This window comes from Micromonospora sp. LOL_014, from assembly GCF_048060245.1.
Taxonomy (GTDB): domain Bacteria; phylum Actinomycetota; class Actinomycetes; order Mycobacteriales; family Micromonosporaceae; genus Micromonospora_E.
Window position 1 is genome coordinate 68446 of sequence record NZ_JBHMIP010000025.1, and the last position, 22691, is coordinate 91136.

The 22691-nt window shown below is 70.6% G+C and carries 17 protein-coding genes and 1 pseudogene; 11 read left to right on the forward strand and 7 right to left on the reverse strand.

Translation table 11 applies throughout. The features are described 5' to 3' along the window. Positions 1 to 3: 3 nt before the first annotated feature. The 5 genes from ACFHW1_RS21360 to ACFHW1_RS21380 all read right to left on the reverse strand — a co-directional run bounded on the left by ACFHW1_RS21360 (position 4) and on the right by ACFHW1_RS21380 (position 7445). Positions 4 to 1026, reverse strand: a complete 1023-nt coding sequence (locus ACFHW1_RS21360) for a hypothetical protein (RefSeq protein ID WP_416555706.1) — start codon at positions 1024 to 1026, stop codon at positions 4 to 6. Beyond that, the gene (locus tag ACFHW1_RS21365; protein WP_416555705.1) at positions 1023 to 3512 is read right to left on the reverse strand and encodes an AAA family ATPase; all 2490 of its coding nucleotides are present in this window, start codon (positions 3510 to 3512) and stop codon (positions 1023 to 1025) included. The genes ACFHW1_RS21360 and ACFHW1_RS21365 overlap by 4 nt, the downstream gene beginning before the upstream one ends. Further along, positions 3509 to 4666, reverse strand: coding sequence for an exonuclease SbcCD subunit D (locus ACFHW1_RS21370; protein WP_416555704.1), 1158 nt, complete (start codon positions 4664 to 4666; stop codon positions 3509 to 3511). Before ACFHW1_RS21370 ends, ACFHW1_RS21365 begins: the two co-directional genes overlap by 4 nt. A gap of 45 nt (positions 4667 to 4711) precedes the next feature. Next, positions 4712 to 6457, reverse strand: coding sequence for an ATP-binding protein (locus ACFHW1_RS21375; protein ID WP_416555703.1), 1746 nt, complete (start codon positions 6455 to 6457; stop codon positions 4712 to 4714). 172 nt (positions 6458 to 6629) lie between these two features. Then, a complete protein-coding gene (locus ACFHW1_RS21380; RefSeq protein ID WP_416555762.1) occupies positions 6630 to 7445 on the reverse strand; it encodes a pyrimidine reductase family protein in 816 nt (271 codons plus the stop codon). A gap of 148 nt (positions 7446 to 7593) precedes the next feature. On the opposite strand from ACFHW1_RS21380, the gene ACFHW1_RS21385 reads away from it, so the two are divergent. From ACFHW1_RS21385 to ACFHW1_RS21435, 11 genes are all read left to right on the forward strand, one after another. After that, complete coding sequence (locus tag ACFHW1_RS21385) at positions 7594 to 8139, forward strand: plasmid pRiA4b ORF-3 family protein (RefSeq protein ID WP_416555702.1); 546 nt, start codon at positions 7594 to 7596, stop codon at positions 8137 to 8139. 302 nt (positions 8140 to 8441) lie between these two features. Further along, complete coding sequence (locus ACFHW1_RS21390) at positions 8442 to 9743, forward strand: ABC transporter substrate-binding protein (RefSeq protein WP_416555701.1); 1302 nt, start codon at positions 8442 to 8444, stop codon at positions 9741 to 9743. Between the two features lie 140 nt (positions 9744 to 9883). Further along, positions 9884 to 10870 (forward strand): carbohydrate ABC transporter permease, encoded by a 987-nt coding sequence (locus tag ACFHW1_RS21395; RefSeq protein WP_416555700.1) that lies wholly within the window; start codon positions 9884 to 9886, stop codon positions 10868 to 10870. Between the two features lie 6 nt (positions 10871 to 10876). Continuing rightward, complete coding sequence (locus ACFHW1_RS21400; protein WP_416615971.1) at positions 10877 to 11776, forward strand: carbohydrate ABC transporter permease; 900 nt, start codon at positions 10877 to 10879, stop codon at positions 11774 to 11776. Continuing rightward, positions 11773 to 13194: a GH1 family beta-glucosidase gene (locus ACFHW1_RS21405; protein WP_416615972.1), complete on the forward strand. Its 1422-nt coding sequence runs from the start codon at positions 11773 to 11775 to the stop codon at positions 13192 to 13194. Before ACFHW1_RS21400 ends, ACFHW1_RS21405 begins: the two co-directional genes overlap by 4 nt. 86 nt (positions 13195 to 13280) lie before the next feature. Continuing rightward, positions 13281 to 14327, forward strand: coding sequence for a LacI family DNA-binding transcriptional regulator (locus tag ACFHW1_RS21410; protein WP_416555698.1), 1047 nt, complete (start codon positions 13281 to 13283; stop codon positions 14325 to 14327). A 177-nt stretch (positions 14328 to 14504) separates the two neighbouring features. Next, positions 14505 to 15359 carry an amino acid-binding protein gene (locus ACFHW1_RS21415; RefSeq protein WP_416555697.1) on the forward strand — a complete coding sequence of 285 codons (855 nt, stop codon included), beginning with the start codon at positions 14505 to 14507 and terminating at the stop codon, positions 15357 to 15359. Between the two features lie 135 nt (positions 15360 to 15494). After that, on the forward strand, positions 15495 to 16562 hold the full coding sequence (locus tag ACFHW1_RS21420; protein WP_416555695.1) for a GNAT family N-acetyltransferase: 1068 nt from the start codon (positions 15495 to 15497) through the stop codon (positions 16560 to 16562). 499 nt (positions 16563 to 17061) lie between these two features. Next, a complete protein-coding gene (locus tag ACFHW1_RS21425; RefSeq protein WP_416615998.1) occupies positions 17062 to 19416 on the forward strand; it encodes a glycoside hydrolase family 9 protein in 2355 nt (784 codons plus the stop codon). Between the two features lie 115 nt (positions 19417 to 19531). Further along, positions 19532 to 20044, forward strand: coding sequence for a low temperature requirement protein A (locus tag ACFHW1_RS21430; protein WP_416555693.1), 513 nt, complete (start codon positions 19532 to 19534; stop codon positions 20042 to 20044). Between the two features lie 19 nt (positions 20045 to 20063). After that, positions 20064 to 20699: a class I SAM-dependent methyltransferase family protein gene (locus ACFHW1_RS21435; RefSeq protein WP_416555691.1), complete on the forward strand. Its 636-nt coding sequence runs from the start codon at positions 20064 to 20066 to the stop codon at positions 20697 to 20699. Between the two features lie 420 nt (positions 20700 to 21119). Here ACFHW1_RS21435 and ACFHW1_RS21440 read toward each other — a convergent pair. Then, positions 21120 to 21179: pseudogene (locus ACFHW1_RS21440) on the reverse strand (hypothetical protein); the annotation flags it as partial. Positions 21180 to 21418: 239 nt separating this feature from the next. Continuing rightward, positions 21419 to 22606, reverse strand: a complete 1188-nt coding sequence (locus ACFHW1_RS21445; protein ID WP_416568391.1) for a S8 family peptidase — start codon at positions 22604 to 22606, stop codon at positions 21419 to 21421. Positions 22607 to 22691 lie beyond the last annotated feature (85 nt).

The window sequence follows — 22691 nt, forward strand, 5'->3', positions numbered from 1 at the left end:
CGGTCACCGCCACGCCGGACTCTCCCGCCCGGCCGCCGAGAGGCTGAGCGCCCGGTGCAGCAGCCGGGCGTCGCCGAGCATCGCCCGCAGCCGTCGCTCCAGCCCGGCGATCGGCACCAGGTTCTGCGGTGCCCTTGGATCCTTGTACGGAGCCGAGGCGAACCGGGGCAGCGTCGCCAGCGAGAGATCGGCGAGCGCGATCGCCGCCTGCGGCGTCAGGTCTGGCCGGCACTCCACCCGGACGATGCCCGCCCACGGCGCGCCCCGCGGCCCGGGCAGCCGCAGATACCACGAGTAGCTGCGCCACCGGGTGCCGCGCAGGAAGACCGGGCTGCGTTCCGCCGGTTGCAGCGCGGTCACCACCGGGATCAGACTCGCCGGCAGGTACGGCTGGCGCTGGGACTTGACGTAGCCGACCGTGTTCGGCAGCCGGCGCCCGCGCAGTGGACCGTCCACCACCAGCAGGTTCGCCGGGTCGTCCGCGCCGTCGGCGCGGGCCTGCTCGGAGACGGCGATCTCCAGCGCGGCCAGCGCCGGCTGCACCGCCTGCGGCAGTACGGCCGGATCGGCGTCGTCGACCCGCCGCGCCGGATAGCGCACCCGCCCGACGACCAGGTCGGTGGCGGCGGTGCTCGGCGTGAACAGGCCTCGCTCGGTTCGGGCTCCGGCCGCCAACCGGGCTGCCCCGCGCCGCAGGTCACAGCGCACCACACCGGCGGCGTACGAGGCGGCCAGCGCCGGGTACGAGACTCCGTCGGGCTCCTCGCTCCACAACGAGGCGTCGATCCGACGCACCCCGTCGACCAGCAGCACCACATCCGGTGCGCGCACATCGGCCGGCTGGCGTAACGGCCGCCACGCCGCCGGATCGAGCTCCACGGCGAGATCGGTGGCGTCCTGACCGTCGTCGGCGGCGCCGGGGCCACCCGAGTCGGCGGCCTCGAACGACGTGCCGTAGCCGGGTTGCCAGCCCTCGACGAACCAGCGGACCCCGGTGGCCGGCTGGCCCGTCACGGTCGCGGTCACAGCCCGCTCCGCCGGACCCGGGCCGTACAGGCGTCCTTGCTGACCTCGAACCGGACCGGTACCCGCTCGGCCAGCGCCGGAACGTGGGTCACCAGGCCGACCATCCGGTCACCCCGGGCGGCGAGCCCTTCCAGGGTCGCGGCGACGGTGTCCAGGGTGGCCGCGTCCAGTGAGCCGAAGCCCTCGTCGAGCACGATCGATTCCAGACTGGCGGCGCTGGCCGACATCCCGGCCAGTTGCTCCGACAACGACAGGGCGAGTGCCAGCGACGCCTGGAAGGTCTCCCCACCGGACAGGGTGCGTACCCCGCGGCGCAGTCCGGCGTCGTGGTGGTCGACGACAAAGAACTCACCGGCGTCGTGCACCAGCTCGTACTGACCGCAGGAGAGCTCCCGCAGGATCCGCGACGCGCCGTCGACCAGCAGGTCCAGCGCCTCGACCAGCAGCCACCGCTCGAAGTTGTTGGCCCGCAGGTGCCCGGCCAACGTCCGGGCCAGCTGGGCCTGCCGCTCCTGGTCGGCCCGCCGGCCGCGCAGCTCACCTGCCTGGGCGAACCGTTCGGTGATTCGTTCGTGGTCGGTCTGCGCCCGCTGGACCGCCAGCGCGGCCGACTGCCGGTAGCCGGCCGGATCGGCACCGGCCGGCGGTGCCAGCTCGGCGGCGACGAACAGCGCGTCGATGTCGGCGGCGATGCCGCTGGCCGCTGACCGGGCCGAAGCCAGCCGAGCCTCCGCCTCCGCCCGCGCCGTGCGGCGTTCGGCGAGCAATTGGTGCGCCCAGTCGGTCAGAAGCGTCCACGCTGCGGCCAGATCGGTGCGGTCGGCGGCCGGCGGCGCCAGCCGGGCGACGGCGTCCCGGCCGGCGTCGAACTCCCGCCAGCCGGCCTGTAGCCGCTGTTCGCCGGTCACGGCGGCGCGCTGCGCCTGACGGGCCGCCTCCCGGGCCCGGCGGACCTGGCCACCGGCGTCGTCGAGGGCGCGTTGGAACCGGTTGACCGTGGCCAGATCGGTGCGCAACGCGTCGGCGCCGGGCGAGTCGGACAACCGGGCGTCGAGTTGCGCCAGCCGGGCGGTCAGCTGCTCTGCCCGTACCCTGGCCCGGTCGACGGCCCGCTCCACCCCGCGCAGCGACTGCTCGGCCTCGGCGACCGCCTGGCGGGCCTGGTCGGCGGCGGCCCGGGCGGCCTGACCGGCGGACTTCGCCTCGGCGACCCGGGACCCAGCCGGCACCGGCGGCACTGTGCTCACCGGCTGCGCGCAGACCGGACAGTCCGCCCCGGCGACGAGCTCGTGGCGCAACGCGGCGGCCAGGTCGGCGGACTGCGCCTCCTGGTACGTCTGCCGGGCGCGGTCCAACTCGCGGTCCGCCGCCTCGGCGGTGGACCGGGCCGACCGTAGCGCCGCCTGGCTGGCGATCTGTTCGGCCTGCGCGGCGGCGAGCGCCGGAGCCAGCTCGGCCGATTCGGCGGCGACCCGGTCCCGTTCGGCGTGTGTCTGCAGCAGCAGCCGCCGGTCAGCCGGGTCACCGATGGCGGCCAGTTCGGCGCGGACCTTCTCCTCGCGTTCCTCGGCGTCGGCGACGGCCCGGTCCGCGTCGGCGGCGGCGACCCGGGCGGCCGCCGCCTGATCGGCCAGCCGGGCGGCGGCCTCCGGTGCGGCGACGCCGGCCAGCAGCCCGACCTCGTCGTCCAGGGCCGTCACCTGGTCGGCCGCGCTCGCCACCGCCTGCTGGGCCTGCGCCAACCGGGGCAGCGCCGCGTCGACTGCGGTCGCCAACGCCCGCATCGCGTCGACCTGACGCGCCGCAGCCGCCACCGCCGATTCGTCGGCGTCGGCGAGACCGCCGAGCAACTGGTCGACCGCCGCGACTGCCGCTTCGGCGGCCCCCGCCCGGGCGGTGGCCCGCTCCCGGACCCGTTCGTAGACGTGCAGCCCGAGCAGGTTGACCAGGATCTGCTGGCGGGTGGCCGGCTTGGCGTGCAGGAAGTCGGCGAACCGGCCCTGCGGCAGCAGCACGCAGGTGGTGAACTGCTCGTACGGCAGCCCGACCGCGTCCAGCACGGCCTGCTCCATCTCGGCGGGCGTACCGGCCAGCACCTCGCCGAGGTCGTCCGGGCTCATCCCGGTGTCCAGCCGGGTCACGTCGAACCCGGGTGGCATCAACTGCAGGCCGGCGTTGCCGGTCTTGACCGCGCCCCGCGAGTCGCGGCGGATCACCCGGGTGGCGACGTAGCGGCTGCCGGCGCTCTCGAACACCAGCCGCACCCGGGCCTCGGTGGCCGACGGTGCCAGCGCGGCGGCGATGCCCCGGCTGCTGCCCCAGCGCGGTACCACGCCGTACAGGGCGAAACAGATCGCGTCGAGGATGCTGGACTTGCCCGACCCGGTCGGCCCGACGAGGGCGAAGAAGTCGGCGTCGGTGAAGTCGACCGTGGTCTCCTCCCGGAACACGGTGAATCCGGCCAGATCCAGCCGCAGCGGCCTCACGACGAGGTCACCTCCTCGTACAGCGTGTCGAACAGGGTCCGTACGTCGTCGTCGCCGTGCCCGCGCGCGTCCAGGTAGTCGGCGAACAGCTGCCCGGGTGCCCGGCCGGCCCGCTGCGGGGTGCGCGTCGCACCGGTGGCGGACGCGGACCGGGTGAACTCCGGGTCGATGCGCACGTCCAACGCCCGGGGCAGTAGCGCCTGCACCTCTTCGCGCAGCCCGGCCCGGGGCGTCTCCCGAATAAACACCCGCAGCCAGGCGTCGCCGTACTCGCCGGCGGCCAGTTCGTCGAGGGTGCCGCGGACGGTGCGCAGCGGGGTCGCGGCGTCCACCGGTACCTCGCGTACCCGGGCGGCGGTGCCAGCGGTGACGTCGACGATGCTGACCGACCCGACGTTGTCCTCCTCGCCGAAGTCGATGGGCAGCGGACTGCCGCTGTAGCGCACCGGGCAGGGCGCCTCGAGCTGCTGGGCGCGGTGCAGGTGGCCGAGCGCCACGTAGTGCGTCCCGGTCGGGAAGACGGTGGCCGGTACGGCGTACCCGAGGACGGTGTGCACCTCCCGCTCGCCGCCGCCGGACCGCCCACCGACCACGGTCAGGTGGGCGGTGATCAGATCGACCACACCGGGCTCACCGAACCCTCCGGCGAGCCGGGCCAGCACCCGTCCGATGTGGTCGGCGTACGTCTGGTTGGCCTCGGCCGCGGTCAGTTGGTACATCTCGGTGGCCCGGACGGCGTACCGCTGGGACAGGAACGGCAGCGCGACCAGCCGCCACCGTTCGCCGTCGCCGGTGGTGCCGGTGATCACGTGCTCGTCCGGGGTGTCCCGGACGGCGCCGCGCAGGGTGATCCCGGCGGCGTCGGCCCACGGCCGCAGCGCGTCCAGCGCGGCCCCGTTGTCGTGGTTGCCGCCGATCGCCACCACGTCGGCGCCGGTGCCGCGCAACGCGGTCAACGCCCGGGTGACCACCCGGGTGGCGTCCGGTCCGGGAGCGGAGGTGTCATACAGGTCACCGGCGACGATCACCAGGTCCGGGCGTTCGGTACGGGCGATCTCGACCACCCGGGCGAGCACCTGGATCTGCTCGGGCAACCGGGCCTGTCCCTTGAGGACCTTGCCGACGTGCCAGTCGGAGGTGTGCAGGATCCGCATCCGGGGGGACCTCCTCGACCTCAGGGTCAAAACGGGCGGAACGGGTTAGAACGGGATGTCGTCGTCGACGGTGGACCGGCCGCCGACCACCGCGAACGGGTCAGCGGCCTGCACGATCGAGCGCAGTGTGCCCGACGGCGCGTCGCCGGCCTCCGACGAGCGGGTGGCCCAGGCCGGGAACGGGAACTCCAGACACAGCGGGACCGGGATGTCCGGCTGGTTGACGAACATCGTGCCCGGCTTGGCCAGCAGCACCCGCTGCCGCTGCACCGCCGGTAGGAAGCCGTACTCCGGCCGGGACGCCTCGGCCGGGTCGAGCCGGCCGACCACCCGGACCGCCGAGTTGGTGACGATCCGCCGCTCCACCTCACTGGCGGTCTGCTGGGCGCCGATCAGGATCACCCCGAGCGAGCGGCCCCGCTCGGCGATGTCGAGCAGCACCTCCTTGATCGGTGACGACCCGTCCCGGGGGGCGTACTTGTTGAGCTCGTCGAGCACGACGAACAGCAACGGCTTGGCGGTGCCGGCCCGCTCTTTGCGCTCGAACTCGCCCTTGAGGGTCACGCCGACCACGAACCGCTGTGCCCGGTCCGGCAGGTTGTGCAGGTCGACGACGGTGACCTGGGCGCTCTCGGCGGTGTTGATCTGGTGTGGGCGGCGGGCGGTCAGATCGCCGCGAATCAGCCGGGCCAGGTCGCGTTTGCTGCTGATCAGCCGACGGGCGAAGGCGTTCACCGTGCCCATGCCGACCGCCGAGCCGGCCCACGCCGCCCGGGTCTCCTCGTCGCCGAGCTGGTCGACGATGTGGTCGACCAGATCCCCGTACGAGCCGATCCGTCGGCCGTCGATGCTGATGCCGCCGTCGGCCGGCTGCGCGTGCCGGTGCAGGTACGCGGTGACCGCGTGCACCACCATCGTGTACTGCTGGCGTTCGTCGTCGGCGTCGGCGAACACGTACGGCAGCAGTCGCTGGTCGCAGAACTCGGCGACCGTCCAGTAGAAGCTGTCCACGCCGGTGAGCCGGCTGGTCACGTCGGGGGTGCCGGAGGCGTCGCCGGCGCGCGGCGGGGCGTACACCCGTACGTCCGGGAAGGCGCCGGCGGGCAGGCCGAGCTTGGCGTACGCGGCGGTCGTCGCCTCGTCGAGCCGGACGTTGGGGTGGTCGAGGAAGAGCAGGTCCTCGCCCTTGACGTTGAAGATCAGCGCCTTGGCGTTGACCGCGTCGCCGCCGAGAGTGCCGGAGCGGAACACCGAGTAGAGCAGAAACGTCGCGAAGCTGGTCTTGGTCGCGACGCCGGAGATGCCGGAGATGGACACGTGTGCGCCGCGCTGGCCGTCGAGGAAGTCGGCGTTGAGGTAGACCGGCACCCCGTCGCGGCCGGTGCCCATCGGGATCCGGCGCTCCATCCGGTCGAAGTGCAGGGCGCGGGCGCGGGCGTCGCCTTCGGCTCGCCACACCGGGGCGCCCGGCTCCGGCGGTACGTAGATCTCCGGATCGACCCGGGTGGCGGTGATCTCGGCGGCCTCCTGCACCTGGGCGGGCAGGGTGCCGTCGGCGATGGCGAACACGTCGGAGTCGAACTGCGCCCCTTCGTGGCGGGCCCGGACCTGGGTGACCACCCCGGCGATGGTCACCGGCTCGGCGCCCGGCAGCTCGCGGCGGGTCACCACGACGTCGTCCAGTTGCAGATAGCTGCCGGTGCCGACCGCGGTCCAGAACTGCAGTGGGGTGGCGTCGGCGGTACCCAGCACCCGGCCCACCGGCGCACCCTCCGGTGTCGTGTCACTCATGGTGATGGACTGGTCGCTGAAGTCCGGTTGCGTCATGCCCACGGGTTGCATCCTGCCCCACGGGTACGACCAGCGCGGCATCCGACTCGGCGCGGCCGGCTGAATTTGCCGACGGTGGGTTTCGGTCGACCCGATCCGTTGCCCTCAGGTGATCATGCCTGACTCACGGTGACTATCCTGTGGTGGTCGGGTCGGGCCGGGTGTAGCGGAGCAGCAGCGTGCCGTCGTCGGCGGCCAGCACCTGGCCCAGCCGTAGCTGCCGTACCGGGCTTGCCGGACCCGCACTGATCCGGCCGGCACCGGCACCGGCGAGCAGTGGGGAGACCGTCAGGCAGAGTTCGTCGACCAGGTCGGCGGCGGTCAGCGAACCGAGCAGCATCGGACCACCCTCGCAGAGCAGCCGACGGTGACCACGGGCGCGTAGCTGGCTCAGCCCGGCGGTCAGATCGAGGGTGCGCTCGCCGGCCGGGACGATCTCCGCGACCCGGGCCAGTCGACGTCGCCGTTCGGTCGGCGCGTCGGTCGTGGTGAGCACGATCGGCCGCGTCGGTGCGTCGGCCAGGGCCGGTTGGTCCGGGTCGAGATCGAGCGAGGCGGAGACGACGACCAGGGTGGGATGGGTGGGTAGGCCGTGCTGCCGGCGCCAGCGGCGGCGCCGGTCGTCCAGCCGCAACGCCCGGTACTGCTCCTGACGCAGGGTGCCGGCACCGACCAGCAGCGCGTCGCAGAGCATCCGCAGGACGCCGAAGACCCGTTTGTCCGCGCGTCCGGACAACCCGGCGGACCGGCCGGCCACCGCGACCGCCCCGTCCACGCTGGTCACGAAGTTCACCCTGAGCTGGTCGTGAGGAGCGACGGCATACGCCTCGATCAGGGCCGGGTCGTCCAGCGCGGACCCGGCCGGCGGTGGCCCGAATCGGCGGACCGGCGGGTCCGGGGCAGGCCTGTCCGGGGTCGGCGCGTCCGGGGCCGGTGGCTGGTCGGTCATTCGCCGGCCGGACCGGTGACCGGTGGAGTCGGAGCGGGGGTACGGTGCTGACAGTCGCACCAGTTACCACCCCGACACCCATCGTGCTGGCCTCTCCGGCACGCAGTGCAGATCATGGGTTCGAGCCTAGGTCAGAGAAAGGGCGGCCATGCCCCGTCAGATCTTCCACCTGCTGGTCACCCTGTCCGACATCGCGCCGCCGGTGTGGCGCCGCGTCCAGGTTCCGGGCGGGTACACGCTCGACCGGGTGCACCGGGTGATTCAGCACGCGATGGGCTGGCGCGACTGCCACCTGCACTCGTTCGAGATCAACGGAGCGCAGTACGGCGAGCCGGATCCGGCCGGGGAGCTGCTGTTGCGTGACGAACTGGACACCCGGTTGGACGCCGTGGTCACCAAGGGGGCCCGGTTCCGCTACACGTACGACTTCGGCGACTGGTGGGAGCACGACGTCGTCGTCGAGGACGTCACCGCGCCCGAACCGGACATGCGCTATCCGCTCTGTGCCGACGGGGACCAGGCTTGCCCCCCGGAGGACGTCGGTGGCGCCTTCGGGTACACCGAGTTCCGGGCCGCGGTGGCCGACCCGGCCCACCCGCGTCACGCCGAGATGGCCGATTGGGTGGGTGCGACGTTCGACCGGTTCGGGTTCGACCCGGCGCGGGTCACCACCCTGCTGCGCCGGCTGACCTGACCGCTCCGGCCGGCCTGACCGACCCCGAAGCTGACCCGAGAGCACCCGGGAATTGGCAGTAACGAAATGGGAACGCTCCCATCGGCCCCTTGACACCTCCGAAACCTCCCGGCAATCTCATGGGAGCGCTCCCGGCCGGGGTGAGTGAGATCCACGTCACTTGCTTGACCAACCGCGGAGCGTGGTCGTGCAGTGCCCGCTCCCCGGCGACGAACCCCTTTCGTCAACGCAAGTTCCCGTTGTCGCGGCGGACACCACACGGTCACCCCCCACCACAGAAAGCGACCTTGAGAGGGGTCAGGATGAGCGTCACGCTCCGGCGGTACGCCGCGGTCGCACTCGCCTCCGCTGTCATGTTGACGGCCACGGCCTGCGGCTCCGACGACGCCGATTCAGATCCGGACGGCCCGATCACCCTGGTCGTCGACATCTTCGGCGACGCAGGCTTCGGATACGACGAGTTGATCGAGCAGTACGAGGCCGACAACCCGAACGTCACCGTTCAGCAGCGAGGCATCGGCCTCGGCCTCGGCGACTACAACACCCGACTCACCCAGCAGATCACCGCCGGCTCCGGTGCCGGGGACGTGGTGGCGATCGAAGAGGGCACGATTTCGCAGTTCTTCGCCCAGGCCGACAAGTTCGTCGACCTCGGTGAGCACGGCGCCAACGAACTCGAGGGCAACTTCCTGCCGTGGAAGTGGGAAGCCGGCGTGCTGCCCGACGGCAAGGTGCTCGGGCTCGGCACCGACGTCGGCGGGATGGCCCTGTGCTACCGCTCGGACCTGTTCGAGGCGGCGGGTCTGCCGACCGACCGGGATGAGGTCGGCGCGCTCTGGTCGAGCTGGGACGACTTCATCACGGTCGGGCAGGAGTTCAAGGAGGCCACGCCGGACAAGGCGTTCGTCGACTCGGCGACCAGTTTCTACAACCTGGTGCTGAGCCAGATCGCCGGCGAGGGCACCGGGTACACCTACTACGACACTGAGAACCAGTTCGTCATGGAGAGCAACCCGGACGTGAAGGCCGCGTTCGACCTCACCACCGACATGATCGAGGCTGGGCTGTCGAACAACCTGCAGTCGTTCTCCAACGAGTGGAACGCCGGCTTCAAGAACGCCACCTTCGCCACCATCGCCTGCCCGGCCTGGATGACCGGTGTCATCGAGGGTCAGGCCGGCCCGGAGGCCGCCGGCAAGTGGGACATCGCCACGGCGCCGGGCAACGGCGGCAACTGGGGCGGTTCGTTCCTGGCGGTGCCGACCTCCAGCAAGTACCAGGCCGCCGCCGCCGAGTTGGTCAAGTACCTGACCAGCCCGGATGGCCACATCGCCGCCTTCGAGGCGGTCGGCAACCTGCCGTCGTCGCCGCAGGCGCTGGCCGACCCGAAGGTCGCCGAGGCGGTCAACGAGTACTTCTCCGACGCCCCCACCGGCGAGATCTTCGCCGCCGGTGCCAGTGAGCTCAAGCCGGTCTACCTCGGCCCGAAGAACCAGGCGGTCCGTACCGCAGTGGAGAACGCGCTGCGGGCGGTCGAGCAGGGCCAGTCGCCGGAAGAGGGGTGGCAGGACGCCATCACGAACGGCACGGCCGCCGGCCGGTAGCGCGGTGTCACAACCCGGGTGAGAGATGGCGCCGGCAGGACCTGCCGGCGCCATCTCTCCCGCCGCGTCGCGGTGCCAGCGGCGCGTTGACCTCCCTGGCCGACGTCGGCCGGCCGCCGTACAACTGAAGGACTTTCCCGATGAGCCTGGAGCTAGACACCCCCGCGTCGGCGCAGCCACGCGGCCACCGGGCGGGTCCGGCCGGCGGTGGGGCGGCCCGGCGCCGCTCGCTGACCCGACTGGACCTCAAACTCTCCCCCTACCTCTACGTCCTGCCGTTCTTCGTGATCTTCGCGATCTTCGGCGTCTATCCGATCGTCTACACCGTCTGGATCGCGCTGACCGACCGGTCTCCGCTCAACGCCGAAATCAGCTTCGTCGGCCTGGACAACTTCGTCCGGCTGATCACCGACGATCCGCAGTTCTGGAACGCCGTCTACAACACGTTCGGCATGTTCCTGATGTCCACCGTTCCGCAGTTGCTGATCGCGCTGATGCTGGCCAACGCGCTGAACCGGCGGATCAAGGGACAGACGTTTTTCCGGCTGGCCATCGCCATGCCGATCATCACCTCGACCGCGGTCGTCGCCTTGATCTTCTCGATGATCTACGCGCGGGACTTCGGCCTGGTCAACTGGCTGCTGTCGCTGTTCGGCGTCGAGCCGATCGACTTCCGGGCGAGCAAGCTCGGGTCCTGGTTCGCCATCTCCACCATGGTCGACTGGCGGTGGATCGGCTACAACGCGCTGATCTACCTGGCCGCGATGCAGGCGATCTCGAAGGACATGTACGAGGCCGCCGCCCTCGACGGCGCGTCGCGGACCCGCCAGTTCTGGTCGATCACCGTGCCGCAGCTGCGACCCACCATCATCTTTACCCTGATCATCTCGACGATCGGCGGACTGCAGCTGTTCACCGAGCCGCTGCTGTTCACCAGCGGACCCGGCGGCATCTCCGGCGGTTCCCAGGGTCAGTTCCAGACGATCACCATGTACCTGCTCGACGTCATGAACCAGCGGTTCCAGTGGGGCTACGCAGGCGCCGTGTCGCTGCTGCTCTTCCTGCTCATCGCGTTCATGTCGCTGGTCAACTATCTGCTGGCCCGCCGGATCAGCTCGGACAAGTGAGGCGCGATGACCACCGCAACCCTGCAACCCGTGGCCAACAAGCCCAAGCGAGGCAAGGGCCCGTCGTCGACCTCGGAGCGGCTGTTCAGAGCGAGCCCGTTGACCTGGTTCGGCCTGATCCTGGGCGTGCTCCTGTCGTTCTTCCCGTTCTACTGGATGATCGTCATCGCGTCGCGGACCAACGACGCCGCCAACGCCTGGCCGCCGCCGTTCCTGCCCGGCGGCAACCTCGGTGAGAACATCGGCCGGGTGCTGGCCAACCAGGACGCCAACATTCTCAAAGGGCTGATGAACTCGGTCCTGGTATCCGGCACCATCACCGTGGCGACGGTCTTCTTCGGCTCGCTCGCCGGCTTCGCCTTCGCCAAACTGCGTTTCCGGGGCAAGAACGCGCTGCTGCTCATCGTGCTCGCCTCGATGATGATTCCGATCCAGCTCGGCGTGCTCCCGCTCTACATTCTGATGTCCGAACTCGGCTGGCTGAACCGCATGCCGTCGGTGATCGTGCCGTTCCTGATCGGCGGCTTCGGGATCTTCATGATGCGGCAGTACGCCGAACAGGCGGTGCCCAACGAGTTGATTGAGGCGGCCCGGGTGGACGGCTGCTCCACCTGGCGGATCTTCTGGCACGTGGTCGTGCCGGCGCTGCGCCCGGCGGCGGCGGTGCTCGGTCTGCTGACCTTCATGGAGCAGTGGAACCAGTTCTTCTGGCCGTTCGTGGTCCTCGCCGACCCGACCAACCCGACGGTGCAGATCTCCCTGCGTAGCCTGAACTCGGCGTACTTCGCCGACAATTCCCAGATTTTTGCGGGGACGCTGATCGCGACACTCCCGCTGTTCGTTGTTTTCATCCTCTTCGGCCGCCAAATCATCGGCGGCATCATGGAAGGCGCCGTCAAGTCGTGACCAAAGCAGCAAGTCCGCAGACCGCCGAGTTCCGCGAAGGCTCCGGGCAGCTACTCTTTCCACCCGGGTTCCTCTGGGGTGCCGCCACCGCGGCCTACCAGATCGAGGGCGCAGCGAACGTCGACGGCCGTAAGCCGTCCATCTGGGACACCTTCAGTCACACGCCGGGGAAGGTGCTCGGCGGGGACAGCGGCGATGTGGCCTGCGACCACTACCACCGTTACCGCGAGGACGTCGGGCTGATGGCCGAGCTCGGCCTCAAGTCGTACCGGTTCTCGGTGTCCTGGCCACGGGTGCAGCCCGACGGGTCCGGCGCGGCCAACCAGGCCGGGCTGGACTTCTACCGTCGGCTGGTCGACGAGCTGCTAGCCCAGGGCATCGAGCCGTGGCTGACCCTATACCACTGGGATCTGCCGCAGCCGCTGGAGGATGCCGGCGGGTGGCCGGCCCGGGACACCGCGGCCCGGTTCGCCGACTACGCGGAGTTGGTGCATGGGGCGTTGGGTGACCGGGTGCGGTATTGGACCACGCTGAACGAGCCTTGGTGCTCGTCCTTTCTGGGGTACGGCTCGGGCGTGCACGCCCCTGGGATCACCGACGGTGCCGACTCGGTTCGGGCCGCCCACCACCTGATGCTCGGCCACGGTCTGGCGGTGCAGGCGATGCGCGCGGCCCGGCCGGACCACGACTTCGGCGTCACGCTCAACCTGTACGCCGTGTCGCCGGAGACGGACTCGGCGGTTGACGTCGACGCGGCCCGGCGCATCGACGGTCTGGCCAACCGGATCTTCCTCGACCCGATCCTGCTCGGGCGGTACCCGCAGGACGTGGTGGCGGACTTGGAACTGGTGACCGATCTGGCCCATGTCCGCGAGGGTGACCTGGACGTCATCGCCACCCCGCTGAACGTGCTCGGCATCAACTACTACAGCCGGCACGTGGTCAGCGGCGCGCCGGCGCCCGACACGGCCGACGAACCGTCCTGCTGGCCGGGGAGCGAGCGGATCCGATTTGTCACGCGCGGACTCCCAGTGACCGACATGGGGTGGGAGGTCGACGCCCCCGGCCTGGTGGAGGTGCTGCGCCGGGTCAACGGCGAGTACCCTGAGGTGCCGATCTACATCACAGAGAACGGCTCGGCCTACGTTGACGACGTCGTCAACGACAAAGTCGATGATCCGGACAGGTTGGCCTATTTCGACGCTCACCTGCGTGCCTGTCACGAGGCAATCTCCCACGGAGTGCCGGTGCGGGGCTACTTCGCGTGGTCTTTGATGGATAATTTTGAATGGGCTTGGGGCTATTCGAAGCGCTTCGGCATGATCCATGTCGACTACGACACCCAGCTTCGGATCCCCAAGTCGAGCGCCAGGTGGTACGCCGATGTGATCCGACGTAACGGTCTGGCCGCACAATAGGCGTGGTCAGCCAGCAATAACGGGCCGCGAGGCGCCGGTTCCCCGCCGGAACCGGCGCCGACGGCCCAGGGTCGGAGGAACAGACGATGACAACCCAGCGCACCCGGTCACTCGGGCGGCCCACCCTCGACGCGGTCGCCGCGCGTGCCGGGGTCGGTCGGGGCACGGTGTCCCGTGTCGTCAACGGTTCGCCGCAGGTCAGCCCCGAAGCGCGGGCGGCGGTGCAGCAGGCGATCGCCGAGCTGGGGTACGTGCCGAACCGGGCGGCCCGGGCCCTGGTCACCCAACGGACCGACTCCGTCGCGCTGGTGGTCTCCGAATCCGAGGAGCGGGTCTTCGGTGAACCCTTCTTCGCCGGGATCGTCCGGGGTATCAGCTCCGGGCTGCTCGACACCCCGATGCAGCTCTGGCTGGCGATGGCCCAGTCATCCGCCGAACGGGAGCGGGTCGAGCACCATCTGACCAACCAGCATGTCGACGGTGTACTGCTGCTGTCACTGCACGACGCGGATCCACTGCCGACGCTGCTCGAACAGCGCGGTCTGCCGAGCGTGCTGGGCGGCCGGCCGGCTCGGATGCTGCACCCGGACGCGCGTCCGGCCTACTTCGTTGACGTCGACAACGCCGGTGGCGCCCGGTTGGCTGTCGAGTACCTGCTGGCCGGTGGCCGGCGGCGGGTCGCCACCATCGCCGGCCCGCAGGACATGGGGGTCGGCGTCGCCCGGTTGACCGGCTACCACGAGGCGATCCGGCACAGCGGCCCGGACGGTGGCGAGTCCCTGGTGGCCTACGGCGACTTCAGCGAGGGCAGCGGCACCGCGGCGATGCGCCAGCTGCTGGAGCGCCATCCCGATCTGGACGCGGTGTTCGTCGCGTCCGACCTGATGGCCTGCGGCGCCCTGCGGGCGTTGCGCGAGGCAGGCCGCCGGGTGCCCGACGATGTGGCCGTGGTCGGGTTCGAGGACGCCCCGATCGCCCGGCAGTCCGATCCGCCGTTGACCACCGTCTTCCAGCCGGTGGAGGAGATGGGCCGGCAGATGGCCCGACTGCTGCTGTCCCGGATCCGGCACGATGAGCTGCAGGTCCCGTACGTCCTGCTGGAGACCCACATGGTCGCCCGCGACTCGGCCTGACCGCGACTCGGCTGGCCGGTGAAGTTCATTCGAACGGGTGATGGTGCAGCGTGTCCAACCCTGTACTCCAGGGGTTTTCCTGCCGAGTCATGTCATCGCAACAGGGATGAAATGGTCATCGGGCAGGCTGGTTGTCGACCGGGGGAGGGGGCCGGCCTGCGCTACGGGAGGACTGACATGTTGCTGAGGGTTCGCGTGACCCTGCCGGACCGGCCCGGTGCACTCGGCCAGGTGGCCCGCACACTCGGTGTCGCGGGCGCCGACATCGTCCAGGTGACCGTCCTGGAGCGGCTGGGTGGTCGGGCGGTGGACGACTTCACCGTGGTGTGGCCGGGTGCGGCCCGGGTGGACCGGCTGCTCGCTGGCCTGGCCGCGATTCCCGGAGTCCAGGTCGACGGCGTCTGGCGGGCGATCGGCACTCCGGTGACCGGAGGTCAGGACGCCGAACTGCTCGCCCAGGTCGCCGCCAACCCGGTTGACGGCCTGGCCACGCTGGTCGACGCCGTACCGGGGCTGCTGGCAGCCGACTGGGCGGCCGCAGCCGTGGTGCCGGCCGACTGGGCGATCCGCAGCGCGTCCCGGCCGCCGGCCGGTGCCGCCACGGCGCAGTCCGCCGGGCTGGCCGGGCCGGCTCCGACGCCCGGCGCGGAGTCGCGGTTCGACGGTGGTCAACTGCCCGACGACGACTTCATGACCGGCCTGACCGTGCCGGTGGACGAGTCTCCTACGGGCGGCGAACCGGCCGTCGCCTACGCGAGTTGGCGCGCGCCGGTGCCGCTGCGACTGCCTGAGGTCACGCCACTGCGCGCCCGGCCGATGGACGGCCCGGACGGGGTGCGGTACGCATCGGTGCCGTTCGGCCGGGCCGGCCTGGTGCTGATCGTGTCCCGGGTCGACGGGGACGGTCTGCCGGCAGCCGCGTTCCACGTCACCGAGGTGGACCGGACAGCGCAGCTGGTCCGGGCGGCGACGGTGATCCTGGGCGACCGGTTGGATCTGGTGACCGTTGACCCGGTCACCGCCAGACGGTGAGACGCAGGTCGCAGACGGCACCGCGAGAAGTCACCGCCGGGCAACCTGAGGGAAACAGCGCGGCGGCAAGGTAGGAAGCGGGCGCAGTGCGGCGCTGACCAAGCGGGCACCGAGCACCTGGGGAGAGGAGCAGCCATGGCGCTGTGGCGGATCAGAGCGACGGTCGACGACCGGCCGGGCTACCTGGCCGTGCTGACCGCCAGCCTGGCCTTGCGCGCGGTCAACATCCTCGCCGTCCAGGTGCACACCACCGAGGCCGGGGCGGTCGACGATTTTCTCGTTGACGCGCCCGACTCGATGACCGAAAAGGATCTCGTCGCGACGGTGGAGCGTGGCCGGGGCCGCGACGCCTGGGCCATCCGGGCCGAGGCTCGGGGGCTGGCCGACCAGCCCGCCCGGGCGCTCGCCCTGGCCAACCGGCTGGTCCGCGATCCGGAGGCGCTCGGTGACGTGCTGCGTACCCTGCTCGGTGCCGGCTCGGTGACCTGGCGGCCGGCACCAGCTTCGCAGGTGGCTGCCCGGTCGACGGACACGATGCGGCTGCCGGATCCGGCCGGCGGCTGCTACGACGTCGTCCGGCGGGAGCCGAGCTTCACCCCTGCTGAATTCGCCCGAGCGCAGGCTCTGGTCGAGCTGGCGGCGGCGGTCAACCGACGGACCGGCGATCAGGTGACGCTGATGATGCCGGACGGTGCCGAGTTGCTGCTGCGGCCGGCGGTCTCCGACGATCTCAACGCGCTGCACGCGATGGTGGTCCGGTGCTCGCCGGAGAGCCGCACGCCCGGTCTTCTCGGCCGACCGTCCGAGGTCATCACCGCCCGGCTGCGGCGGATGCTGGAACAGCCCCGAGGGGTGCTGCTCGTCGCGGTCGACCCCAACGCGGCGGCGGACCGGATCGTCGGTGCCGGGCAGTTGATCGTCGAGGGCGCCCTCGGCGAGGTCGGACTGCTGGTCGAGGACGGGTGGCGCCGGCGTGGGGTCGGTACAGCGCTGCTGCGCAGGCTGGCCGGTCACGCCGGTCGGATCGGGCAGGCGGCGTTGGTTGCACACATCGCCGCGGATGATCTCGGCATGCTGCGTACCCTGGCCCGGCTGCACCGGCCGGGTCCGGCCGAGCGCGACGGGGAGATGATGAGCGTCACGGTGCCGTTGGTCGATCGGCCGGTCGACATTTCGGCACCGACTCCCGCCACCACGACCTAGGCGGTTGCCCCGACGTCCCGGTCCTGGTGCGGGTCCGGTGCGTTGGACGCGAGGTCCGGGTGGCACGGCGGGGTCTCCTCCTGTAGGACGGCAGGAGGAGACCCCGCACCTTTGTGTGCGCCGGTTGGTCGCGGTTGCGGGCTTCCCAAAGCCGGGCCGGGGCGGTTTAATCATCGGTACGCGTAATGATCGCTCCCTGTCGATGGGAGCGCTCCCATGGTGCCGGTGCTGGCTGGCATCGTGACCCCTGTGAACCATCAGCCGAGAACCATTGACCGCCATCTACCGGCTGGCCCGCACCCCACCGGCGGGCCGGCCGCTGACCGCCGCGACAGCGCGACCGACACGAGGTGAGGGGCGGATGCGCCCACATCCGCCCCTCGGCGTCCTCCACGACGCGCTACCGCGCGCGGCTCCACGGACAGGAGTGAGTGTAGTGCGCGCAGACAATCGGCCGGCCGGCCGGACACGTTGGCGACGCAGGCTGGCGGCCAGCGGCATGGCCATCCTGCTCAGCGCCGCAGCCGCGACAGCCGCGGTTCCCCGACCCGGTGCCGCAGCAGCCCCACCGTTCAACTACGGAGAGGCGCTGCAGAAGTCGCTGCTGTTCTACGAGGCGCAGCAGTCCGGCCCGCTGCCGCAGTGGAACCGGGTCTCCTGGCGGGCGGACTCAGCACTCGACGACGGGGCGGACGTCGGCCTCGACCTCACCGGCGGCTGGTACGACGCCGGGGACCACGTCAAGTTCGGGTTTCCGATGGCCTTCACCACCACCATGCTCGCCTGGGGCGCGGTCGACTACCGGGCCGGCTACGCCAGCTCCGGGCAGCTGTCGCACCTGTTGAACAATCTGCGGTACGTCAACGACTACTTGATCAAGGCGCATCCGTCGCCCAACGTGCTCTACGGCCAGGTCGGCAAGGGCGACGACGACCACAAATGGTGGGGTCCGGCCGAGGTGATGCCGATGGCGCGTCCGGCGTACCGCATCGACGCGACCTGTGGCGGCTCGGACCTGGCGGCCGAGACGGCGGCCGCGATGGCCGCGTCGTCGATGGTCTTCCGGCCGACCGATCCGGCGTACGCAGACACCCTGGTCGGTCACGCCCGGCAGCTCTACACCTTCGCCGACACCGTGCGTAAGGCGTACCACGAGTGCATCACCGACGCGACCAGCTTCTACCGGTCATGGAGTGGATACCAGGACGAACTGGTCTGGGGCGCCATCTGGCTGCACCGGGCCACCGGCGAGGGGTCCTACCTGGCCAAGGCTGAAGCCGAGTACGACAACCTGGGCACCGAACCGCAGACCGACACCCGGGCCTACAAGTGGACCCTCGCCTGGGACAACAAGCAGTTCGGCGCGTACGTGCTGCTGGCCAACCTGACCGGGAAGCAGAAGTACGTCGACGACGCCAACCGGTGGCTGGACTACTGGACCGTCGGCGTCAACGGAGAGAAGGTGCGTACCTCACCGGGCGGGATGGCGGTCCTCGACACCTGGGGGGCGCTGCGTTACGCCGCGAACACCGCCTTCGCCGCGCTGGTCTACAGCGACAACATCACCGACCCGACCCGCCGAACCCGCTACCACGACTTCGCCGTCCGGCAGATCGATTACGCGCTCGGCGACAACCCACGCAACTCCAGCTACGTCATCGGATTCGGGGCGAATCCGCCGCGAAACCCGCACCACCGCACCGCGCACGGCTCCTGGTGGGACAGCATGCAGGTGCCCGAGGAGACCCGGCACGTGCTGTACGGGGCGTTGGTCGGCGGCCCGTCCGCGCCGGACGACGCCTACACCGACCGCCGCGACGACTACGTGATGAACGAGGTGGCCACCGACTATAATGCCGGCTTCACCTCCGCGCTGGTCCGGCTGCACCAGGAGTACGGCGGCACTCCGCTGTCGGACTTCCCGAAGCCGGAGACGCCGGACATCGACGAGATCTCCATCGAGACGACCGTTATGCAGAACGAGACCCGGTCGACCGGGGTCAAGGTGATGATCTACAACAAGTCGGCCTTCCCCGCCCGGGCGTTGACCGGCGCGACGTTCCGGTACTACTTCGTCCGCGATGGTGCGGGTGCGCTGGAGGTGAGCAGCCCGTACAGCCAAGGGTGTCCGAAACCCACCGAGGCCCGGCAGCACTCGGGTGACCTGTGGTATGTCGAGGTCGACTGCTCCGGCCACACCATCGCGCCGGCCGGTCAGTCGGCGCACCGGATGGAGGTGCAGTTGAAGATCGGGGTGGCCGAGGGCGGCACCTGGGATCCCGCGAACGACCCGTCCTACCAGGCGGCCACCGGGCCGAACCGGGCGGTCCCGCTGTACGAGTCCGGCACGCTGATCTGGGGACAGGTGCCGGACGCACCGTCACCGACCCCGACCCCGTCGGTCTCGCCGACCCCGACCCCGACCCCGACCCCGTCGGTCCCGCCGACCCCGACCCCGACTCCCACCCCGACCCCGACCCCGACTCCCACCCCGACCGGGTCACCGTCGCCCACTCCGACCGGCGGCCCGCCGGTGCTTGGCTGCCGGGTCGACTACACCACCAACGACTGGTCCACCGGATTCACCGGATCGGTGATGATCACCAACACTGGTGCGTCGACGATCGACGGGTGGACACTGCGGTTCGCGTTCCCGGGCAGCCAGCAGGTGACGCAGGGCTGGTCGGCCAGCTGGTCGCAGAGCGGCAACCAGGTCAGTGCCGGCAACGCGGCTTGGAACGGCAGGCTGGCACCCGGCGCGAGCACCAGCATCGGCTTCAACGGCACCCACTCCGGCAGCAACCCCCGGCCGACCTCGTTCACGGTGAACGGCCTGGCCTGCACGGCCGGATAATTTCGGCTGATTGACCTGCGGTGACCGGCCTCGGCCGTGGCCGGGCCGGTCACCGCGATCGGGCCGGTGACAGCCGATAGAGGCCGTACGATAAGACCGATATGCCGTCCAGTTCGTGTCCCGGAACCGACCGGTCGGCCCGTTCCCCGGTGCGATCGTGACGGCGGCCGGCGACCCGCGCGGCCTGCTCCGTGGCGAGCAGGCACCGCGGCGCGCCACCTTCCTGGAGCTGTATTTCGACCTAGCCTTCGTGGTCGCACTCGCCCTGCTGCTGATGACGGCGGCGCTACCGGCAGCGTTCGAGAACTGTGCGACCATCTTCGTCGGCGCGTACCTGACCATCCACCTGGGCCGCGGCCTGTTCTTCTTCTTCGCACTGCACGACCAGATGGCCCGGCAGCGCGCGGTGCGGATCTGGGGCTGGTTCGCCGTCTCGGCGGTACCCTGGCTGGCCGGTGTCCTGGTCGACGAGACCGCCCGGGTGGCGCTCTGGAGCGTCGGGCTGGCTACGCCACCTTTCAACCGGCCCCTCGGCTGCCTGCACCACTGCCTGGCCACAGGCCAGCCCTACGACCTTGAGAAGCCCTTCCCCACGATCGGCATGCCGGCGCTCGCCGCTACGGGTTGACGCAGACACGCTAACCCTTATGGACACCGCCAACGATTGGTATGCCTGGCACAGCCCTTACACCGACCCCGGCTCACCCCTGGCACGCCGGCTGAAGCTGGTCCAGCAGCACATCGCCGCATGGCTCGATGAACGACCTGGCGAAGCGGTGTCCGTGGTCAGCATGTGCGCCGGCCAAGGTCACGACATTCTCACCGTGCTGGCGTCGCGCCAGGACGCCAGAAGAGTCAGCGCCACGCTCATCGAGTACGATCCGCGCAACGTCGCCGCGGCCCGGACCCGAGCAATCGCCGAGAGCCTCGACACGGTGGCCGTCGCGCAGGCCGACGCCGGTGACCTCGCCTCATACCGGCAGGCGGTGCCCGCCGACCTGGTCATCATGGCGGGCGTCCTGGGCAACGTCAGCGACGCCGACGCCCACGCCACCGTTCACGCGCTGCCGCAGCTCTGCGCTGCCGATGCCACGGTGATCTGGACCAGGACACGACGTGCCCCCGACCTGACACCGGCGGTCCGAAGGTGGCTGGCCGACGCAGGGTTCTGCGAACGGGCGTTCACTGCTCCCGACGACGTGCTGTTCTCCGTCGGCGTTCATCGCTTCACCGGCACCCCGCAGCCGCTGGAGACCGGCAAGATCTTCCAGTTCATCACCTGACGGCGAACCGACGACTTGACGCTTTCGGAGATCAAAGGTCTTTTGATCGTCCCCACCCGGGGACGGCTCGGTCGCCCGGCTCGGTATGACTGAATGCCCCTGTCGTGCGCATGATCCGGGGGGTGTTGTCGCCGGGCCGGGTGGCGTCGGCGGACCGCTGATAGGGACCCGGCACCCCGTCGTGGGGTAGGTCTCTCCGTGACGTGGATGCCGGCAGTCCGGCGCTGGGACCAGCGGCTGAGCCAGGTCATCGCGGTGAGGAGGCGAGCTGTGCACGACGGGTTCGGCGTCTTTATCAACGGCCATACCAGCCCCAACCGGCGGACGAATCCCGCCTCGCTGCTTGACACAACCCATAGGGACCCCTCGGATCAGCCCGGCGTTGTACGCGGCGACGTAGTTGGTGTCGAACCGGGGATCTTTGTAGCTGGTGCCCTCGGTGGCCTTGATGTAGGCGAACTCGATGCCGCTGTTGCGCACGCTGGTCCAGTCAATCGAGCCCTGTCAGTGCGAGACGTTCGATGCCCGGGGTGGTCGCCGCCTGCGCCGGTGCCGTGGTGCCGGCGACCAGCGCGGCGGTGGTCAGGACCAGCGTCAGGCCGGTGGCCAGCAGCCGGCGGGGGTGCCGCGGCGGCCAGTGGCGTTGCCGGTACGGGTGGGCGGGTGCGCGCTGACGGTCGTTGCCATCGTCTGTTCCTCCTCGCGGGTCGATCCGGCGGTCAGCCGGCGCAGTAGACGAGCCGGTTCGGGCTGCCGGCCCCGGGGCCGGTGACGACACCGGTGGTGGCGTTGCGGATCAGGTAGTCGCCGACCTGCGCGGCACTCCACGAGGGGTTCCTGGCGGCGACCAGTGCCGCGCAGCCGGTGACGTGCGCGGTCGCCATCGAGCTGCCGCTGAGCACCCGGATCGCGGAGTTGTCGGTGTGCCATACCGAAGTGATGCTCGCACCGGGGGCGAACAGGTCCAGGCAGGAGCCGTAGCTGGCCGAGCTCATTCTGGCGTCGGTGATCGTCGTGCCGGCGACGGTCAGTGCCTCTGGCACCCGGGCCGGGGAGGTGTTGCACGCGCTGGTGTTGGAGCCACCGGCCGCCACCGCGTACGTGACGCCGGATCGGATCGAGTTGACGACTGCGGCGTCCAGCGTGGTGCTGGCGCCGCCGCCGATCGACATGTTGGCGACGGCTGGTTTGATCGCGTTGGCGGTCACCCAGTCGATTCCGGCGATGACCCCGGAGATCGACCCCGAGCCGCTGCAGCTGAGTACCCGTACCGGCACCAGCTGGACTGCCTTCGCGACGCCGTACGCCCTGCCGCCGATCGTTCCCGCGACGTGGGTGCCGTGGCCGTTGCAGTCGTCGGCCGGACCACCGTCGATCACGTCGAAGCCGGTGCTGACCCGGCCGGAGAAGTCGCTGTGGGTCCGGTGAATTCCGGTGTCGATGACGTAGGCGTGCACGTTGGGTGCGGTGGTGCGGTAGGCGTAGCGGTTGTCCAGCGGCAGGTTGCGCTGGTCGATCCGGTCCAGCCCCCAGGACGGCGGATTCAGCTGGACGCCGGCGGTCAACGGCGCGACGGTGTGATCCTGCTCGACGTGGGCGACGGCCGGGTGGGCGGCCAGCCGACGGGCGGCGGTGGCGCTCATCCGGGCCGTGAAGCCCTCGATGGCGGTGTCGAACACGTGCTGCACGGTGGCGCCGTACCGGTCGGCGAGCCGCCAGGCCGTTGACGCGGTCGCCGCGTCGTCGTCCAGCACCACGATGTAGCTGTCCGGGATGGCGGTGGCGCCACCGGCCCGGCGGATCTCGCCGAGTGGTCCGGCGGCCTGGGCCGCTGCCGGCCAGCTGACCAGTGCCAGCAGCGTGGTCAGCCCGGCGGTGAGAGTCTTCCGGGTTGCGGAAATGGTCACAGGACTTCCCCTTCGACAGGTCTGACCCGCCCCGTCAACGACGGCAGGGCGAGCTTCACTCCACTCTCTTGCTGGAAGTAGTTTT

Excerpts from the sequence above, each read along its gene's own strand:
- ACFHW1_RS21380 (WP_416555762.1), bottom strand. The coding sequence starts at position 7,445 with ATGACCGACCAGCCACCGGCCCCGGACGCGCCGACCCCGGACAGGCCT.
- ACFHW1_RS21395 (WP_416555700.1), top strand. The coding sequence starts at position 9,884 with ATGAGCCTGGAGCTAGACACCCCCGCGTCGGCGCAGCCACGCGGCCAC.
- ACFHW1_RS21385 (WP_416555702.1), top strand. The coding sequence starts at position 7,594 with ATGCCCCGTCAGATCTTCCACCTGCTGGTCACCCTGTCCGACATCGCG.
- ACFHW1_RS21420 (WP_416555695.1), top strand. The coding sequence starts at position 15,495 with ATGGCGCTGTGGCGGATCAGAGCGACGGTCGACGACCGGCCGGGCTAC.
- ACFHW1_RS21390 (WP_416555701.1), top strand. The coding sequence starts at position 8,442 with ATGAGCGTCACGCTCCGGCGGTACGCCGCGGTCGCACTCGCCTCCGCT.
- ACFHW1_RS21425 (WP_416615998.1), top strand. The coding sequence starts at position 17,062 with ATGGCCATCCTGCTCAGCGCCGCAGCCGCGACAGCCGCGGTTCCCCGA.
- ACFHW1_RS21415 (WP_416555697.1), top strand. The coding sequence starts at position 14,505 with ATGTTGCTGAGGGTTCGCGTGACCCTGCCGGACCGGCCCGGTGCACTC.
- ACFHW1_RS21370 (WP_416555704.1), bottom strand. The coding sequence starts at position 4,666 with ATGCGGATCCTGCACACCTCCGACTGGCACGTCGGCAAGGTCCTCAAG.
- ACFHW1_RS21400 (WP_416615971.1), top strand. The coding sequence starts at position 10,877 with ATGACCACCGCAACCCTGCAACCCGTGGCCAACAAGCCCAAGCGAGGC.
- ACFHW1_RS21375 (WP_416555703.1), bottom strand. The coding sequence starts at position 6,457 with ATGAGTGACACGACACCGGAGGGTGCGCCGGTGGGCCGGGTGCTGGGT.
- ACFHW1_RS21410 (WP_416555698.1), top strand. The coding sequence starts at position 13,281 with ATGACAACCCAGCGCACCCGGTCACTCGGGCGGCCCACCCTCGACGCG.
- ACFHW1_RS21435 (WP_416555691.1), top strand. The coding sequence starts at position 20,064 with ATGGACACCGCCAACGATTGGTATGCCTGGCACAGCCCTTACACCGAC.